This window comes from Stenotrophomonas sp. PAMC25021 (genome assembly GCF_004795795.1).
In the GTDB taxonomy this organism is placed as follows: domain Bacteria; phylum Pseudomonadota; class Gammaproteobacteria; order Xanthomonadales; family Xanthomonadaceae; genus Stenotrophomonas; species Stenotrophomonas muris.
Genome location: NZ_CP039255.1, coordinates 4,035,171 through 4,051,173 on the forward strand (window position 1 = coordinate 4,035,171; position 16,003 = coordinate 4,051,173).

Below are 16,003 nucleotides of genomic sequence, written 5' to 3' on the forward strand. Positions count from 1 at the left end.
CTCAGCCCGCCTTCGCCGGCTCCGCCTGCTCGCGGTCCAGGCGGCGCAGGAACACCTGCATTTCCTTGCGTGCCTGCTGGTCGCCCTTGCTGCCGGCCACGCTCAATCCGCGCTGCCAGGCTTCGCGCGCTGCCTGCGGCTGGCCACTGGCCAGCCAGGCCTTGCCGAGCAGCTTCCAGGCCGCCGAATACTGCGGATCAAGCACCACGCAGCGGCCCAGATGGGTGGCCGCGCGCACCGGGTTGCCGGCATCCAGCCAGCCCTTGCCCAGGCCGAAGCGCAGCAGCGCGCCATCCTTGCCGGCGGCGAGCATGCATTCCAGAGCTTCGATGTTCATCCGCGCACCTCCACCAGCAGTTCGGCCGGGCCGGGCTGGAAGCGGCCGCGATGGAACAGCAGCGGCGCGCCGCCGTTCTCGTGCACGTCGATGATGCGGCCGGCCAGCAGCAGGTGATCGCCCACCGGCCACTGTGCGTGGCGAGTACAGGTGAGATGGGCGACCGCACCGGCGATGCGGGGTGGGGCGTCCTCGTCGTCATCCAGCAATGCCAGGCCGTCGAAGCGATTGCGGACCTGCGGATCGGCGAAGCGCCGGGCCAGCGCTTCCTGGTCGGCCGCCAGCACGCTGATTGCAAAGCGGGTGGCGCGCTGGAAGGTGGACAGGCTCTGCGCGTGCAACGCCAGGTTCCACAGCACCAGCGGTGGCTGCAGCGAGACCGGTACGAACGAGTTGATGGTCAGGCCGACCGGCTTGCCCTGTGCATCGCGCGCGCAGACGATGGCCACGCCGGTCGGGAAATGGCCGAGCAGCCGCCGCAGGGCACGCGGCGGCATCTCGACCGACGGCACCGGCGCCGGTGCGGGGAAGACCCCCGCCCACGGCCCGGCGTACGGCACTGTCTCGCCGCTCATGAGGCCCGGGCCTGGCGGTAGCGCCGGCCGACCTCGGTCCAGTTGATGATGTTGAAGAACGCACCGATGTAGTCCGGGCGACGGTTCTGGTAGTGCAGGTAGTAGGCGTGTTCCCAGACGTCCAGCGCGAGGATCGGGGTATTGCCTGACAGGCCCACGGTTGCACCCATCAGCGGGCTGTCCTGGTTGGCGCTGCTTTCGACCTGCAGGCGGCCGTCGCGATCACTGGTCAGCCAGGCCCAGCCGCTGCCGAAACGGGTCTGCGCGGCCTTGCTGAAGGCGTCCTTGAAGGCATCGAAGCTGCCCAGGTCACGGTCGATGGCGGTGGCCAGTTCCTCATCGGGTGCACCACCGTCGGCGCTGAGCACGGTCCAGAACAGGCTGTGATTGGCGTGGCCACCGCCGTTGTTGCGGACCGCGCCACGCTGCGCCTCGGGCACGGCACCGAGGTTGGCGATCAGCGCCTCGACCGGCAGCTCGGCGATGCCGGCCTGCTCGATGGCGGCATTGAGGTTGTTGACGTAGGCCTGGTGGTGCTTGCTGTGATGGATCTCCATCGTGCGCGCATCGAAGTGCGGCTCAAGGGCGTCGTAGGCGTAGGGGAGCGGGGGAAGCGAGTACGACATCGAAGCAATCTCCGTGGGGAAGGCCAGGGGCTGGCCGTGGGGAGATTGTTATCGCACCTCAACATTGGTTGAGGTCAAGGGGCGGGATTGAAATGCGTGCGCGTTCGTCGCCTTGATTCTTCCTGGCAGGCAGGGGCTGATGGGTCAGCGCAGGACACGCCGTGAACCCATCCATGGGGGCTCGATGGCGCCATCCGTGGCGCCAACGGTCCTGCGCTGACCCATCAGCCCCTGCAGGACAGCTCCCTGCGCTGGCGCGGAGACGGAGTCAAAGGCAGGAGCAGGAGCGGCATGGTAGTGCCGGCCGCTGGCCGGCAATCAGCGAAGGTCGGGTTGCCGGCCAGCGGCCGGCACTACCAGAACCCGCTTTTCGAACCTCACCGGCGCGCTGTTGCGCTGCCCGCGCTCGCAGGAAACCGTCGGGTGGCGGGGGAAGGGGCTGGCCGGGACCGTTGGCGCCATGGATGGCGCCATCGAGCCCCCAAGGATGGGTTTACGGCGTGTCCCGGCCAGCCCCTTCCCCCGTCACAGCCGATATCAACAAAAGCGCCGGCAGGCGAACCAGCCGCCAGCGCCTTCATCAACTCAACTCAACCAATCCTTGCACGCACCATCAACCTGTTCCCCGCAGGCCTGCTGCATCCGCTGCTGCAGCCGCGCCAGTGTTTCGGCGCCCTGGTGCTTGCCGCTCCACGTCTTCAACTGCCCGGCCAGGCGCTCGAAACGCTGGCGGGTACGCTGGTGGTAGCCCGACGGCTGCGCTTCCAGTTCGGCGATCAGCGAGGCGGTGGCCTGCTCGATGCGTGGTGCATCGTCCGGCGCCAGCTTCAACAGGCCCTCCACGTACAGCACGCCCCACTGTACGCGGGTGGCCGGGCCCTGCGCGCCATCGTAGGCGCGCTTCAGCCACTCCAGTGCGCCGGCGGTGTCGCCGCGCTGCTCGGCCAGTTCGGCCAGCTCGGGCATGTAGTAGTACGGCTGCTCGCTGCGCTTCAGCTCGGCCAGCAACAGCGCCTCGGCGCCCGCGTCGTCGCCGACCTGGCGCAGTGCGTAGACCGCGCTGCTGATCGTGGCCTGGCGTGCATGCGCATCGGTGGCGGCGGCATCGGCAGCGGCCACGCGCTGCTTGACCCGCTCAACCAGGGCCGCGGGCAGTGCGCCGTTGGGCTGCTGCTGACGGGCCAGCGACACTTCGGTCAGCGCACGCGACAGCGCGTCGTCGGCACGGTTGCCGCGCTCGGCATCTGCGCGCTCCAGTGCGACCAGCAGCTGCTGTCCCAGCGTGTTGCTGGTGGCCGGCCCCGCACTGGCCTGCTTGACCAGCGTCGCGCCCGCGTAGCCCAGCAGTTCGCGGTTACGACGGACTTCGGCAGGTTGCGCCAGCACTGCCTGCAGCAGCTCACGCACCTCGGTGGGCGAGCTGGCGGGCGTGTCGGCGGTGGCCAGGGCCAGCAGGGCGAAGCGGCGTTGCAGCGCCGCGTCGGGTGCGGCCTTGGACAGCTGGCGCAGCACATCCTGGCTCCTGCGCTCGCCGGCCAGGCGGTTGGCGTCGACTTCCCAGCCGTAGTCGCCCAGCACCTGCCAGTCTTCGGCGGCCAGCCTGTCCGGCGTGGCCAGTGCCGTCGCCAGGGTGGCGGCGATGGCGCTGCGGCGCCCGGCCGCGACGGTCAGCGCACGGGTCAGTTCGGCCGCGTCGTTGCCGCCGGCCACGCGGGTGAGCTCAGTGCGTTGTGGGTCCAGCACGATCAGGGTCGGATAGCCGCGCACCCCGAAGCGTTCGCCCCAGGCCTGTGCCCCTTCCTCGTCGCCATCCAGGTAGACCGGCACGAACTTGCCGGTCAACGCGATGAACGCCGGGTCCTTGAACAGGCCGGCCTTGAGCTGGTTGCACGGCGGGCACCAGACCGCGCCCCAGTACAGCAGCACCGGCTTTCCGCTGTCGGCGGCCTCGGCGAAGGCATCGTCCACATCGCCCTGGCGCCAGGCGATGGCGGACGCCGGCGCGGGCGCCTCGGCGGAGCTGGCGGTGGACACCGGGGCCGGGGTGCAGGCGCTCAGCGCCGAAGCCAGCAGCAACACGGAAAGCGCGACGCGCATCGGCGGCATCTCGAAGGGGGGACAGTCCATTGTAGGAATGGCCGGGGAGTGTGCTGATTCAGTTTGCTTATATCGGCCGTGCAGCGGGGCATGACACCCGCTGCCCTCAGGCGGCTGCCCGCACCGTCTGCTGGTACACCAGCCCGTTGAACTCGCCGACATCACCGTCCAGCACGAAGCCATAGCGCAGGTAGGTAGGCACTGCGTTGAGCGAGGCGCGCACGGTCAGCACCGGTGTGCGCAGGTGCGGCAGCACGGCTTCGAACAGGGCATGGCCGATGCCCTGGCCCTGGCAGGCGGGATCGACGAACAGCATCGCCAGGTGGCGGCCTTCCTTCAGCTCTACCACGCCGAGGATGCGGCCATCCTGCTCGGCCACCAGGATTTGGTTGTCACCCTGCAGGCGTGCAGCGAACGCATCGGCGGCGGCGACACTGCCGAACGTAGCAATGCCGGCCGCGCTGAGCGAGGGCGCGACGGCCGCAGTGAATGCGGCCAGGCATACCGCGCTCATCGCGGGCATGTCATCGATGTGGGCGGGGCGGATCCTCGGCATGCAGCGATCTTCCTGTGGCGTGTGATCGTCGCCGGTTGCCTGCACGCTAAGCTGGTCCCATGAGTGAATTCAATCCCGCCTACGCTTCGTTGTTTCCGCAACAGGGACTGAGCCTGGGCCTGATGACGCCCGTTGCGGCGCATGGGCTGGCCGATCCGGGCGCGGCGCGGCGCATTGCGCGGCTGGCCGACGATCTTGGTTTCGCCGCGTTGTGGGCGCGCGATGTACCGCTGATGGTGCCGCAGGGTCCGGACGCGACGGCGAGCGCGCTGGACGACCCCTTCCTGTGGCTGGGCATGCTGGCCGCCGCGACCACGCGCATCGTGGTCGGTACCGCCGCCATCGTGTTGCCGTTGCGCCAGCCGTTGCAGGTGGCGAAGTCGGCCTTGAGCCTGGACCGGATCAGTGCAGGGCGGTTCGTGCTGGGCCTGGGTTCGGGTGACCGCCCGGAAGAATTCGCCGCCTTCGGCGAGGATCTGGAGGGCAGGGCGACGACCTTCCGTGAGCGCTGGACGTTGCTGCGCGCGGCGTTGTCACCGGAGGCCGATGCGCGGACCGCCGTACTGCAGGCCACGGGTGGCTTCGACGTGCTGCCGGCGCCGGCAACCCGCATCCCGATGCTGGTGGTGGGTACCGCGCGGCAGAGCCTGCAGTGGATCGCGCGCGAGGCCGAAGGCTGGGCCACCTATCATCGTGAGGAGGCCGCGCAGGAGGGGCGCATCGGCCTGTGGCAGCAGGCGCTGGTGCAGCGCGGTGGGCCGGGCAAGCCATTCGTGCAGTCGATGCTTCTGGATCTGCAGGCAGATCCGCAGGCGCCAGCCGAGCCGCTGCCGCTGGGCCTGAAGGTCGGCCGCGATGGCCTGCGTGACTATCTGCTGCGCGTGCATGGGCAGGGCGTGGCGCACGTGATGTTCAATCTGGTCGACAACGGGCGGCCGATGGACGCGGTGTTGCGTGAGATCGGGGAGCAGGTTCTGCCGAATATGCCCCGGTAGGTGTCCACCTTGGTGGACACGCTCCAGCAGTCGAGCACGGCTCGGCTCTACATGCAGTGTGCATCTGCGTATCATTCGCATTTGATACCCCGCTGCCGGAGCCCCGTGTGACCCAACGTTCCCCCATGCACCCGAGCGGACGCCTGTTCGCCGCGGTCGCTTTCATCGAGGCCGTGACCTGGGCCGGCCTGCTCATCGGCATGTGGATGAAGTACGGCCCCATGGCCAACGTGGCGCTGGTGAAGCTGTTCGGACCCCTGCACGGCGTGGCGTTCCTGCTCTATGTGGCGGTGACGCTGTTCGCGGCGCTGCGCCTGCGCTGGCCGTGGTGGGCCAGTGCGCTGGCGCTACTGGCAGCCATCCCGCCGCTGGTGACGCTGCCATTGGAATGGTGGTTCAAGCGCCGTGGCCTGTTGGGCCTGCGCGCGGTGCGCTGAAGTCGCTGTTGCGTGCCCGTTCAAGAGAATGGGTATCAAATGCAAATACGAGCCGTTATCATTTGAGGATGGCGTCCGGTCCTGAGCAGGGCCGGCGCCGGGCGGGGCGCAGGTGCGCCCGGCGATCCCTTCCTGTTACGGCTGGTGTTCCATGCACGCACGTCCCGTCGTTCCCGGCTTGCCGGCGCTGGTAGTGGCCGCCCTGATCGGCACCATGGCGATGATGTCCTTCGTCGCCGTGATCGGTCCGGTGGTCCGCATGCTCGGGCTGTCCGAGTGGCATGCCGGACTGTCGGTCACCGCCGCGGGCGCGTTGTGGATGCTGGCCGCTCGCCCATGGGGCCAGCTCAGCGACCGCATCGGCCGCAAGCGCGTGCTGATGCTGGCGATGAGCGCCTACACCGTGGTCTACATCGCGCTGGCAGTGTTCATCGACGTTGCCCTGCAGGCGGTGCCGCCGGTACTGGTATCGGTGCTGGTGCTGGTCGGTGCGCGAGGCCTGATCGGCCTGTTCTACGCGGCGGTGCCGCCCACCGCAGCCGCGCTCATCGCCGACAAGGCACCGACCGGCCAACGTGCGAAATTCCTCGCCCGACTGGGCAGCGCCAATGCGCTGGGCATGGTGCTCGGGCCGGCCGCTGCCGGCTGGCTTGCCTATACCAACCTTTCGCTGGCGCTGTACGTGGCCGCGTTGCTGCCGCTGCTGGCACTGGCATTGCTGGCCTGGCGGCTGCCGGCTACACCGCCGGTGGTTGGCGCGTCCGCACAGCGCCGCGCGCCGATGAGCCGCCTCGACCCGCGCCTGCGCCTGCCGCAGCTGGCGGCGCTCATCGCCATGGTCTCGGTGACCATCGCGCAGGTGACGGTGGGCTTTTTCGCGATTGATCGCCTGGGCCTGGATGCTGCCGCTGGTGCACGCATGGCCGGCATCGCGCTGACCGCGGTCGGCATCGGCCTGATCCTGGCGCAGGCGCTGGTGATGAAGCTGGAGGTGCATCCGCGCCGCTGGATCATCCTCGGCGCGCTGATTTCCGGCATTGGCTTTGCTTCGGTGGCGGGCGTGCAGCAGGGCTGGCAGTTGCCGGCGGCATACGCGCTGGCCGCGTTCGGCATGGGCTTCGTATTCCCCTCGTTCCAGGCGCTGGCCGCCGACGCGGTGGAAGCGCACGAGCAGGGTGCCGCGGCGGGCACGGTCGCTGCCGCGCAGGGGCTGGGCATGGTGGCCGGGCCGATGCTCGGCACGCTGTTGTATCGCGGCGGGCCCAGCCTGCCATATCTGCTGGTCGGCGCGCTGCTGCTGTTGCTGTGCGCGCTGGCTGCAGCGCATCGGATGAAGGAGACCCCATGAACGATTCCCTGATGCAGGGCGCGTGGCCGGAGGCTGCGCCCGCGCCGCTGGAGAGCACTGACGACGCGTCGCTGTTCCTGCTGCAGCATGCCGGCCAGCATGTGCACGCACGCGGTTGCCGCCTCGCGCTGCCGGGTGGCGCGCTGGCAACCCTGGCGGAGCGCGTTGCGGCCTTCTTCGCCCAGCAGCGTGGCGGTCCGGGCCTGCTGGTCGGTGCGGTGCCATTCGAACCGCGTGCCGACGACGCGTTGTACCAGCCCGAGCGCCTGCTGCCGGCCCTGCCGTTGCAACCACGGGCGGCGCCGGCGCTGCAGGGCCCGCTGCAGGCGGAGCCCGCAGCGCAGGACTATGCAGCCGCGGTTGCCGAGGCAGTGAAGGCGCTGCGCGCGCCCGACCAGGACCTGCACAAGGTGGTGCTGGCGCGCAGCCTGCTGGCGCACAGCCGCCATGCGCTGTCTCCAGAGGTGCTGCTGGCGCGGTTGGGCGCGGATCCCTCGGTGGCGACCTATGCGGTGCCGCTTCCGGTTGAACCGGGGCACGCACCGGCCTGGCTGGTCGGCGCAACACCGGAGCTGCTGCTGCGCAAGCGTGGCGCCGAGCTGTTGTCGCACCCGCTGGCCGGGTCCGCGCGCCGCAGTGCCGATGCCGCCGAGGACGAGCGCGCCGCGCAGGCGCTGCTGGCTTCGAACAAGGACCATGACGAGCACCGCCACGTGGTCGAGGCCATCATCGAGGGCCTGGCGCCGTACTGCAGCCACATCGATGCGCAGCCGCGCCCGGTGCTGCATGCCACCGCCAGCATGTGGCATCTCGGCACCCGCATCCACGCCACCCTGAAGGATCCGAAGACATCGGCGGTCGAGCTGCTGGCGCAGTTGCATCCAACGCCGGCGGTCTGCGGTACACCCCGGCTGGCGGCACTGCAGCGTATCCGCGAGCTTGAGCCGGTGCCGCGTGGATTCTATGCCGGTGCGGTCGGCTGGCTGGATGCGCAAGGGGATGGTGACTGGTATGTGGCGATCCGCTGCGCACGCCTGCAGGGCACGCAGCTGCGCCTGTACGCCGGCGCCGGCATCGTTGCCCAGTCGCAGCCCGAGGCCGAGGTCGCCGAAACCGCGGCGAAGTTTGCCGCCCTGTTGAACGCGTTGGGCGTCCACGACGCCGCGCCCGTCATCGAGCCTGCTCCATGAACACGCCCACTGTTTCTTCCCGCCTGCCACTGCAGCAGGCATGGCCCGATGCGCTGGTGGCGCGCTATCGCGAGGCGGGCTACTGGCGCGGCGAGACCTTCCCGGCGTTCCTGCGTGAGCGTGCGGAACGCTACGCTGATGACATCGCCGTGGTCGCTGGCGATGTGCGCCTGAGCTACGCGCAGCTGTGGCACGAGGCCGGTCGCATCGGTGCCGGGCTGCTGGCACTCGGCCTGCAACCCGGTGAGCGGGTGCTGGTACAGCTGGGCAACACCGCCGGGTTCATCGCAACCGTATGCGGGCTGTTCCGCGCCGGCCTGGTGCCGGTGTACGCGCTGCCGGCGCACCGCATCACCGAGCTGGTGCACTTCGCCAACAAGGCCGAAGCCAGTGCCTACATCACTGCCGACCTGCACGATGGCTTTGATCATCGCGGGCTGGCGCGGGCGCTGCAGGCCGAGGTGCCGGCGCTGCGCCACGTGGTCATCGATGGCGATGCAGCAGAGTTCACCGCGCTCGAGGCGCTGCAGGGAGACCGCAACCAGCTGCCGGCCGACCCGGACCCGCAGTCGGTGGCGTTCCTGCAGATCTCCGGCGGCAGCACCGGGCTGTCCAAGCTGATTCCACGCACCCACGACGACTACATCTACTCGTTCCGTGCCAGCAATGACCTCTGCGGCATCGACCGCGACAGCGTGTATCTGGTCGCGCTGCCGGCCGCGCACAACTTTCCCATGAGCTCGCCCGGTTTCTTCGGCGCGCTGTATGCCGGTGCCCGCGTGGTGCTCAGCCCCGGTCCGGGGCCGGACGCGGCCTTCCCGCTGATCGCGCGCGAGCAAGTGACCTGCTGTGGGCTGGTGCCGCCGCTGGCGCTGTTGTGGGCACAGGCCGCCGCCACCAGCAAGCACGACCTGTCCAGCCTGCAGGTACTGCAGGTAGGCGGGGCCAAACTGGTGCCGGAAGCCGCACGGCGGGTGATTGACGGCCTGGGCTGCACCCTGCAGCAGGTGTTCGGCATGGCCGAAGGCCTGGTGAACTACACACGGCTGGATGATCCGGAAGAACTGATCGTAGCCTGCCAGGGCCGGCCGATCAGCCCGGACGACGAGGTGCGCGTGGTCGATGACCATGACCAGCCGGTGCCGGAAGGCGAGGTAGGGCATCTGCTGACCCGCGGCCCTTACACCATCCGTGGCTACCACAACGATGCGGTGGCCAATGCGCGTTCGTTCACCGACGACGGCTTCTACCGCACCGGCGACCGCGTGCAGCAGCTGCCCGGAGGCTACCTGGTGGTGCAGGGCCGTGCCGGTGACCACATCAACCGGGCGGGCGAGAAAATCTCCGCCGAGGAGATCGAAGATCACCTTCTGGCCCACCCCGGCGTGTTCGACGCCGCCGTGGTCTCCATTCCTGACGAGTATCTCGGTGAGCGCAGCTGCGCGTTCGTGATCCAGCAGGGTGAGCCGATCAAGGCCCCGGCACTGAAGGCCTGGATGCGCGGGCGCGGCCTGGCCGCGTTCAAGGTGCCCGACCAGGTCGTGTTCGTCGACAGTTTCGATACCACCGCGGTCGGCAAGATCAGCCGCCGCGAACTGCGCGCGCAGCTGCGTGCGCGTCATCTGCAACAGACAGGAGGAACGCGCTGATGGCGCTGCCCCGTATCACCGATTACCCCTTGCCGACTGCCGCCGAACTGCCGCAGGCGCGCGGCCCGTGGCGCCCGCAGCGCGATCGTGTCGCGCTGCTGGTGCACGACATGCAGCGCTATTTCCTGGCCGCATTCGACGCCGGCAACGCACCGCTGCGGCCGGCAGTGGACAACATCGCACGGCTGCTGGCGCATTGCCGCGCGCACGGCATTCCGGTGTTCTACACCGCCCAGCATGGCGACCAGGACCGCCGTGACCGTGGCCTGCAGGCCGACCTGTGGGGACCAGGCATGCGTCGCAGCACCGACCATGAACCAATCATCGAGGCACTGGCACCGCAGCCTGGCGAGCACGTGCTGGTGAAGCACCGCTACAGCGCGTTCCAGCGCAGCAACCTGGAGACGCTGATGCGGGTGCGTGGCCGCGACCAGTTGCTGGTGACCGGCGTGTACGCGCATATCGGCTGCACCGCGACCGTGGTCGAAGCGTTCCAGCGTGATATCGAGGCCTTCATCGCCGCCGATGCCGTGGCGGACTTCTCGCGCGCCGATCATGATCAGGCGCTGCACTGGATTGCGCGCACCAGCGGGGTGCCGATGACCACCGACCAGCTGCTGGAGGTGCTGTGATGGCTGCCACGGGTGAGGTGCTGGATCTGGAGCGCATGCGTGCCGACGTGGCGCGCGTTCTGGAGTGCGAGCCAGCAGAGATCGGCGACGACGACAACCTGATCGACCTGGACCTGGACTCGATGCGCATGCTCGGCCTGGTCCTGGCCTGGGGCAACACCGGATTGCCGCTGGAGTTCTCACAGCTGGCCGAGCACACCACGCTGCGCCAGTGGTGGGCTGTGGTGCAGCAACTGCAGGCCGCGCAGAACGCATGAACGCCGCTGCGCTGGCCACACCGGTGGCATTGACCGAGGCCCAGGCCGGACTGTGGTTCGCACAGCGGCTGGCACCGGACAATCCGTCATTCAATACCGCGCACGCGGTGTGGATCGACGGCCCGTTGGACGTGGCCGCGTTCATTGCAGCGGCAGACCAGGCTGCAGGCGAGGCCCAGGCCTTCGCATTGCGCTTTGCCGAAGGGGCCGATGGCCAGCCGCTGCAGTGGCATGACCCGGCACACGTGCCGCTGCTTTCGGTGCGCGATGTTTCCACCGCGGCGGATCCCGCCGCTGCGGCACGCAACCTGATGCACACCGACCGTCTGAGCCCGGTCGATCCCACCCGTGACCGGATCAGTCAGCAGGTGTTGTTTGACCTGGGCGGGCAGCGCTGGGTCTGGTACCTGCGCGTGCATCATCTGGCCGCCGATGGCTACGGCATGGCGCTGTTCACCGATCGCGTGTGCGCGTTGCATGCCGGTCGCATGGCTGAACCGCTGCCAGGGCTGGCGGGCGTGCTGGCGGATGACGCCGCCTATCGTGCCGACCCGCGTCGTGCGCAGGCCGGGCGCTGGTGGCGCGAGCAGTTGCAGGGGGCGCTGGCGGGCGTGGGCCTGGCGGGTACCGTGGCGGCCAGCGACGATGCGCTGCGCTGGGTGCAGCCGCTCGATGCGGCCTTCCGTGAGCAGCTGCTGCAGGCCTCGGCACGTTGGCTGCAGCCCTGGCCGGATGTGCTGGCCGCGCTGGCGGGCGAGTACCTGCGGCGGATGAGCGCCGCCGATGAAGTGGTGCTGGGCGTGCCCTACATGGGCCGGCTCGGCAACGCGTCGGCGCGGGTGCCGGCGATGGCGATGAACGTGTTGCCGCTGCGCGTAGCGGCCGGCGAGGGCAGCGTCGAGGCCTTCACCCGCGGCCTGGGCCGGCAGCTCAGCCAGGGTCGCAAGCGCGGCCGTTACCGCAGTGAGCAGCTGCGCCGGGACCTGGGGCTGGTCGGCGCGCAGCAGCGCCTGCACGGTCCGCTGGTGAATGTGCAGCCGTTCTACAAGCCGCTGGCGCTGGCCGGCGTGCAGGCGACGCTGGAGGTGCTGTGCACCGGGCCGGTGGATGATCTGACACTGGGCTTCCGTGGCGATGGCCAGCACCTTCTCGATCTGGAGATCGAGGCCAATCCCGCGCTGTACAGTCGCGAGGATGTCGAGGCGCATGCAGCGCGGTTGCTGCATTTCGTGTCGGCAGCATTGCAGGCTGACGATATCGCAGCCGTGCCTTTGGCGACGCTTGAGGAGGCGCAGCAGGTGCTGCACGGTTTCAATGCCACCGCGCACGCGCTTCCCGAGACTACCCTGGTTGAACTGCTGCAGCAGGGCATGGATCGGGATCCGCACGCGCCGGCGCTGGTGTTCGGCGACACTACGCTCGACTATGCAACGCTGGAAGCGCGCAGTTTCGCGCTTGCCGCACAACTGCGCGGGATGGGCGTCGGCCCGGGCAGCGTAGTCGCGGTGGCATTGCCGCGCTCGCTGGAACTGGTGCTCGCGCTGGTCGCGGTGCTGCGCGCAGGCGCGGCCTATCTTCCGCTGGACCTTGCCCATCCTGACGAGCGGTTGGCACGTATTCTTGCGTCGGCGCAGCCGGTGTGCGTACTGGCTGCGCCAGACGTATCGGTGCGCATGGCCGGTGTGCCGGTGCTCGCGCCGGAGCAGTGGACCGCGCTGAGTTTTGCGGCGCCATGGGCGGATCCTGCGCCCAGCGATGCCGCCTATGTGATCTATACCTCCGGTTCGACCGGCGAGCCCAAGGGCGTGGTCGTCGAACACCGCGCGATCGTCAATCGCCTGCTGTGGATGCGCGAGCACTACGACATCGGCGCCGATGACCGCGTGCTGCAGAAGACCCCGGCCACCTTCGATGTCTCGGTCTGGGAATTCTTCCTGCCGCTGCTGTGCGGGGCAACGCTGGTGGTTGCCAGGCCCGATGCGCATCGCGATCCCACTGAACTGGCGCGCTTGATCCGGGGCCATGGCATCACCACCGCGCATTTCGTGCCGTCGATGCTCGACGCCTTCCTCGCTGCGCCGGCCTCCGAAGGTTTGCAGCTGCGCCGCGTATTCACCAGTGGCGAGGCGCTGGACGCTGCGTTGCGCGACCGCTTCCATGCGCGCGTGCGCGCAGAACTGCACAACCTGTACGGCCCGACCGAGGCCGCAGTAGATGTCAGCTATTGGCCGGCGTCAGCGCAGGATTGCTCGCGGCCGGTGCCGATCGGCTTCCCGGTCTGGAACACCCGCCTGTACGTGCTGGACGCCCGGATGCAGCCGGTGCCGGTCGGTGTGGCCGGTGACCTGTACCTGGGCGGCGTGCAGCTGGCACGCGGCTATCTCGGTCGCGACGATCTGACCGCCGAACGCTTCCTTGCCGATCCTTTCCTGGCGGGCGAGCGCATCTACCGCACCGGCGACGTGGCGCGCTGGCGCCGCGATGGTGCGGTGGAGTACCTGGGCCGCAGCGACCATCAGGTGAAACTGCGCGGCCTGCGCATCGAACTGGGCGAGATCGAGGCGGCTTTGCGCGAACTGCCGGGCATGGAGCGGGTGGAAGTGCTGCTACGCCAGGATGCTCCCGGCGAAGCGCGTCTGGTGGCCTATGTGCCGACCGCGCTTGCCGATGCCGTAATGCTGCGCAGCCACCTCGCCACGCGTGTGCCGGACTACATGGTGCCCTCGGCCATCGTTGGTGTGGACCACTGGCCGGTGACCGCCAACGGCAAGCTCGACCGCAATGCGTTGCCGAAGCCACCGCAACGTGAAGTTGCCGGCTTGGCGCCGCGCACGCCGTTGGAACAGGAGCTGGCGTTGCTGTTCGCACAGGCGCTTGGGCGTGAGGCGCCGGTGGCGGTGGATGCGGACTTCTTCAGTCTCGGCGGTGACTCGCTGTCGGCGGTGCACCTGCTGCTGGCGATCGAGCAGCGCTGGCGCTGCGATCTGGGTTTGGGCGCCTTGTTTGCCCAGCCCACCGTGGCCGCGCTGGCGGTTCGTATTGCCGCGCCACCCGCGCTGGCCGATCACGCGCTGGGGCCGGTGATCGCGCTGGCCGCAACCGACGCTGCCGGGCCCACGCCGCTGTTCGTGCTGCACCCGGCCGGTGGCATCGCCTGGAACTACCGCACGCTCGCCCGGGCACTGCAACCAGCCCGCCCGGTGTATGGCCTGCAGTCGCCGGCACTGGACGCGCGGCTGCCACTGCCGAGCAGCATCGAGGCGATGGCCAACGACTACGTACAGCGCGTGGTCGCACTGCAGCCGAAGGGGCCGGTGCATCTGCTGGGCTGGTCGGTGGGCGGCATCCTGGCCCAGGCGATGGCGGTGCGGCTGCATGAGATCGGCCGCGACGTTGGAGAGCTGGTGCTGCTGGACGCCTATCCCAGCGAGTGCTGGCGGGCCGAGCCTGAACCGGACGCCGTCGCCGCACTGCGGGCACTACTGGCGATTGCCGGCCATGACCCGGATGCGCATCCGGAACTGGACAGCCGGGAACGCATACTCGCGTTCCTGCGTCGCGGCGGGAGTGCACTGGGCAGCCTGCCGGATGTGGTGCTTGACGGCGTGGTGCGCGCGGTGACCGGTACCAATCGGCTGATCCGTGAACATATCCACCGGCCGTTCGAGGGCACGCTGGTGCACGTCCGCGCTGGCCGGGATCACCAGGCGCGGCCACAGCTGCAGTCGGCGTTGTGGCGGAGCCACGCGCGCAAGGTGCAGGCACTGGAACTGCCGTTCCTGCACGCCGAACTGACCGGCCGCGATGCGGTGGCGCAGCTGGCACCGTGGTTGTCGGCGCGGTTGCGCCACTGGGACGAGCAACAGGAGACCGCAACATGCAATTGACCGGTTTTGAAGGTCGTGTGGCGCTGGTGACCGGTGCCGCCGGGGGCATCGGTGAGGCACTGGTACGGCTGTTGGCCGCGGCCGGTTGCATCGTGGTGGCGACTGATCGCGAAGCACCCATGTTCGCGGATGCACGTGTGCAGGCGTTTGCTCTTGACGTGACCGACAGTGCGGCCGTCGACGCCTTGGTGGATCGGGTCGAGTCCAGCATCGGACCGATCATGTTGGCCGCCAGCGTGGCCGGTGTGCTGCATGTGGGCGGCGTGACCGAGACCGGCGATGACGACTGGCGCCGGGTGTTCGCGGTGAACACCGACGGCGTGTTCCATGTCGGGCGTGCTCTGGCGCGGGTGATGTCGCCGCGCGGGCAGGGCGCGATGGTTACCGTCAGCTCGAATGCGGCCGGTGTGCCGCGACACGGGATGGCCGCCTATGCGGCATCCAAGGCCGCCGCCACCATGTTCACCCGCTGCCTCGGGCTGGAGCTGGCGCCGTTGGGCATCCGCTGCAACATCGTCGCCCCGGGATCGACGTTGACCCCGATGCAGACCGGCATGTGGCAGGACGAGCACGGTGCCGAGCGGGTGATCGCCGGCAACCTGGAGACCTACAAGGCCGGCATTCCACTGCGCAAGCTGGCCACCCCCGAGGACATCGCGCACTCGGTGATGTTCCTGCTCTCGGAACAGGCCGGGCACGTGGCGATGAGCGACCTGTACGTGGACGGCGGCGCCACCCTGCGCGGCTGAGCCCCGACGGCCGCCTGCCGGCAATGGTAGTGCCGGCCGCTGGCCGGCAACCTACGGCCCCCGGTAGTGCCGGCCGCTGGCCGGCAACCTCATTCAACTTCAGACATCTCCCAACCTCCATCGAGGCATGGCCCGACAGCCAACGCGCAATGATCGACCCACCATGGGGCATGAGCAGCCATCGCCTCCGCCTGGGCCGTCACTCGATCATCGGCCAGGTCTACGTTCTGACAACTACCACGTATCAGCGCCGCCGCCTCTTTGAAAGCAAAGCTGCAGCAGCATGTGTGATCGACCAGTTCGATTACATCGAACAGCGCGGGCTCGTACGGTCACACGCATGGGTCGTCATGCCGGATCACGTCCACCGGATGTTCGAGCTGCGCGCAGCTGACCTTCCAGACATCGCACGCCGGATGAAATCGTCGAGCGCGCTTGCCCTGAATCGCTTGGCGGGCCGTTGAAGTACGGTGTGGCAGCCCGGCTACTTCGATCATGCCGTGAGGGCCGAGGAGTCGATGGCGCGGCAAGCGCTATACATCCGGGGGAATCCGGTACGCGCCGGTCTTGCTGGGCAGATTGGCGAGTATCCGCATGCGTGGTCGGTCTGGGTGTGATGCCGGCCAGCGGCCGGCACTACCACGGCAGAACCGAAGCGCAGCGCAGAT

The 16,003-nt window shown here is 69.0% G+C and carries 14 protein-coding genes and 1 pseudogene; 10 read left to right on the plus strand and 5 right to left on the minus strand.

Features of this window, described 5'->3' with window-relative positions; translation table 11 throughout:
- Nucleotide 1: 1 nt before the first annotated feature.
- The 5 genes from E5790_RS18670 to E5790_RS18690 all read right to left on the minus strand — a co-directional run bounded on the left by E5790_RS18670 (nucleotide 2) and on the right by E5790_RS18690 (nucleotide 4,191).
- Complete coding sequence (locus E5790_RS18670) at nucleotides 2–337, minus strand: tetratricopeptide repeat protein (RefSeq protein WP_014647429.1); 336 nt, start codon at nucleotides 335–337, stop codon at nucleotides 2–4.
- A complete protein-coding gene (locus E5790_RS18675) occupies nucleotides 334–912 on the minus strand; it encodes a flavin reductase family protein (protein ID WP_032962524.1) in 579 nt (192 codons plus the stop codon). The genes E5790_RS18670 and E5790_RS18675 overlap by 4 nt, the downstream gene beginning before the upstream one ends.
- Nucleotides 909–1,538 carry a superoxide dismutase gene (locus E5790_RS18680; protein WP_049440860.1) on the minus strand — a complete coding sequence of 210 codons (630 nt, stop codon included), beginning with the start codon at nucleotides 1,536–1,538 and terminating at the stop codon, nucleotides 909–911. The genes E5790_RS18675 and E5790_RS18680 overlap by 4 nt, the downstream gene beginning before the upstream one ends.
- A 585-nt stretch (nucleotides 1,539–2,123) precedes the next feature.
- On the minus strand, nucleotides 2,124–3,644 hold the full coding sequence (locus E5790_RS18685; RefSeq protein WP_041863549.1) for a thioredoxin family protein: 1,521 nt from the start codon (nucleotides 3,642–3,644) through the stop codon (nucleotides 2,124–2,126).
- A 97-nt stretch (nucleotides 3,645–3,741) separates the two neighbouring features.
- Nucleotides 3,742–4,191, minus strand: a complete 450-nt coding sequence (locus E5790_RS18690; RefSeq protein WP_111205409.1) for a GNAT family N-acetyltransferase — start codon at nucleotides 4,189–4,191, stop codon at nucleotides 3,742–3,744.
- Between the two features lie 59 nt (nucleotides 4,192–4,250).
- On the opposite strand from E5790_RS18690, the gene E5790_RS18695 reads away from it, so the two are divergent.
- The 10 genes and pseudogenes from E5790_RS18695 (at nucleotide 4,251) to E5790_RS18740 (ending at nucleotide 15,952) form a co-directional block, all read left to right on the plus strand.
- Nucleotides 4,251–5,186, plus strand: a complete 936-nt coding sequence (locus E5790_RS18695; protein ID WP_049439386.1) for a TIGR03571 family LLM class oxidoreductase — start codon at nucleotides 4,251–4,253, stop codon at nucleotides 5,184–5,186.
- Between the two features lie 125 nt (nucleotides 5,187–5,311).
- The gene (locus tag E5790_RS18700; RefSeq protein ID WP_041863547.1) at nucleotides 5,312–5,623 is read left to right on the plus strand and encodes a DUF3817 domain-containing protein; all 312 of its coding nucleotides are present in this window, start codon (nucleotides 5,312–5,314) and stop codon (nucleotides 5,621–5,623) included.
- A 151-nt stretch (nucleotides 5,624–5,774) separates the two neighbouring features.
- Entirely contained in the window at nucleotides 5,775–6,971 is a 1,197-nt protein-coding gene (locus E5790_RS18705; RefSeq protein WP_049439387.1) for an MFS transporter, read from the plus strand.
- The gene (locus tag E5790_RS18710; protein ID WP_049439390.1) at nucleotides 6,968–8,161 is read left to right on the plus strand and encodes an isochorismate synthase; all 1,194 of its coding nucleotides are present in this window, start codon (nucleotides 6,968–6,970) and stop codon (nucleotides 8,159–8,161) included. Before E5790_RS18705 ends, E5790_RS18710 begins: the two co-directional genes overlap by 4 nt.
- Nucleotides 8,158–9,810, plus strand: coding sequence for an AMP-binding protein (locus tag E5790_RS18715; protein WP_014647420.1), 1,653 nt, complete (start codon nucleotides 8,158–8,160; stop codon nucleotides 9,808–9,810). The genes E5790_RS18710 and E5790_RS18715 overlap by 4 nt, the downstream gene beginning before the upstream one ends.
- Nucleotides 9,810–10,442, plus strand: coding sequence for an isochorismatase family protein (locus E5790_RS18720; RefSeq protein WP_111205410.1), 633 nt, complete (start codon nucleotides 9,810–9,812; stop codon nucleotides 10,440–10,442). The genes E5790_RS18715 and E5790_RS18720 overlap by 1 nt, the downstream gene beginning before the upstream one ends.
- Entirely contained in the window at nucleotides 10,442–10,699 is a 258-nt protein-coding gene (locus E5790_RS18725) for a phosphopantetheine-binding protein (protein ID WP_049439394.1), read from the plus strand. The genes E5790_RS18720 and E5790_RS18725 overlap by 1 nt, the downstream gene beginning before the upstream one ends.
- Entirely contained in the window at nucleotides 10,696–14,586 is a 3,891-nt protein-coding gene (locus E5790_RS18730) for an enterobactin synthase subunit F (protein WP_136191782.1), read from the plus strand. The genes E5790_RS18725 and E5790_RS18730 overlap by 4 nt, the downstream gene beginning before the upstream one ends.
- Nucleotides 14,577–15,335 (plus strand): 2,3-dihydro-2,3-dihydroxybenzoate dehydrogenase, encoded by a 759-nt coding sequence (locus E5790_RS18735; RefSeq protein ID WP_111205412.1) that lies wholly within the window; start codon nucleotides 14,577–14,579, stop codon nucleotides 15,333–15,335. Before E5790_RS18730 ends, E5790_RS18735 begins: the two co-directional genes overlap by 10 nt.
- A gap of 170 nt (nucleotides 15,336–15,505) precedes the next feature.
- Nucleotides 15,506–15,952 (plus strand): annotated as a pseudogene (locus E5790_RS18740) (transposase).
- The last annotated feature ends 51 nt before the right edge of the window (nucleotides 15,953–16,003 follow it).

Bases quoted from the DNA above. Each gene is read 5' to 3' on its own strand.
- E5790_RS18670 (WP_014647429.1), bottom strand. From the start codon at position 337: ATGAACATCGAAGCTCTGGAATGCATGCTCGCCGCCGGCAAGGATGGC.
- E5790_RS18675 (WP_032962524.1), bottom strand. From the start codon at position 912: ATGAGCGGCGAGACAGTGCCGTACGCCGGGCCGTGGGCGGGGGTCTTC.
- E5790_RS18680 (WP_049440860.1), bottom strand. From the start codon at position 1,538: ATGTCGTACTCGCTTCCCCCGCTCCCCTACGCCTACGACGCCCTTGAG.
- E5790_RS18685 (WP_041863549.1), bottom strand. From the start codon at position 3,644: ATGCCGCCGATGCGCGTCGCGCTTTCCGTGTTGCTGCTGGCTTCGGCG.
- E5790_RS18690 (WP_111205409.1), bottom strand. From the start codon at position 4,191: ATGCCGAGGATCCGCCCCGCCCACATCGATGACATGCCCGCGATGAGC.
- E5790_RS18695 (WP_049439386.1), top strand. From the start codon at position 4,251: ATGAGTGAATTCAATCCCGCCTACGCTTCGTTGTTTCCGCAACAGGGA.
- E5790_RS18700 (WP_041863547.1), top strand. From the start codon at position 5,312: ATGCACCCGAGCGGACGCCTGTTCGCCGCGGTCGCTTTCATCGAGGCC.
- E5790_RS18705 (WP_049439387.1), top strand. From the start codon at position 5,775: ATGCACGCACGTCCCGTCGTTCCCGGCTTGCCGGCGCTGGTAGTGGCC.
- E5790_RS18710 (WP_049439390.1), top strand. From the start codon at position 6,968: ATGAACGATTCCCTGATGCAGGGCGCGTGGCCGGAGGCTGCGCCCGCG.
- E5790_RS18715 (WP_014647420.1), top strand. From the start codon at position 8,158: ATGAACACGCCCACTGTTTCTTCCCGCCTGCCACTGCAGCAGGCATGG.
- E5790_RS18720 (WP_111205410.1), top strand. From the start codon at position 9,810: ATGGCGCTGCCCCGTATCACCGATTACCCCTTGCCGACTGCCGCCGAA.
- E5790_RS18725 (WP_049439394.1), top strand. From the start codon at position 10,442: ATGGCTGCCACGGGTGAGGTGCTGGATCTGGAGCGCATGCGTGCCGAC.
- E5790_RS18730 (WP_136191782.1), top strand. From the start codon at position 10,696: ATGAACGCCGCTGCGCTGGCCACACCGGTGGCATTGACCGAGGCCCAG.
- E5790_RS18735 (WP_111205412.1), top strand. From the start codon at position 14,577: ATGCAATTGACCGGTTTTGAAGGTCGTGTGGCGCTGGTGACCGGTGCC.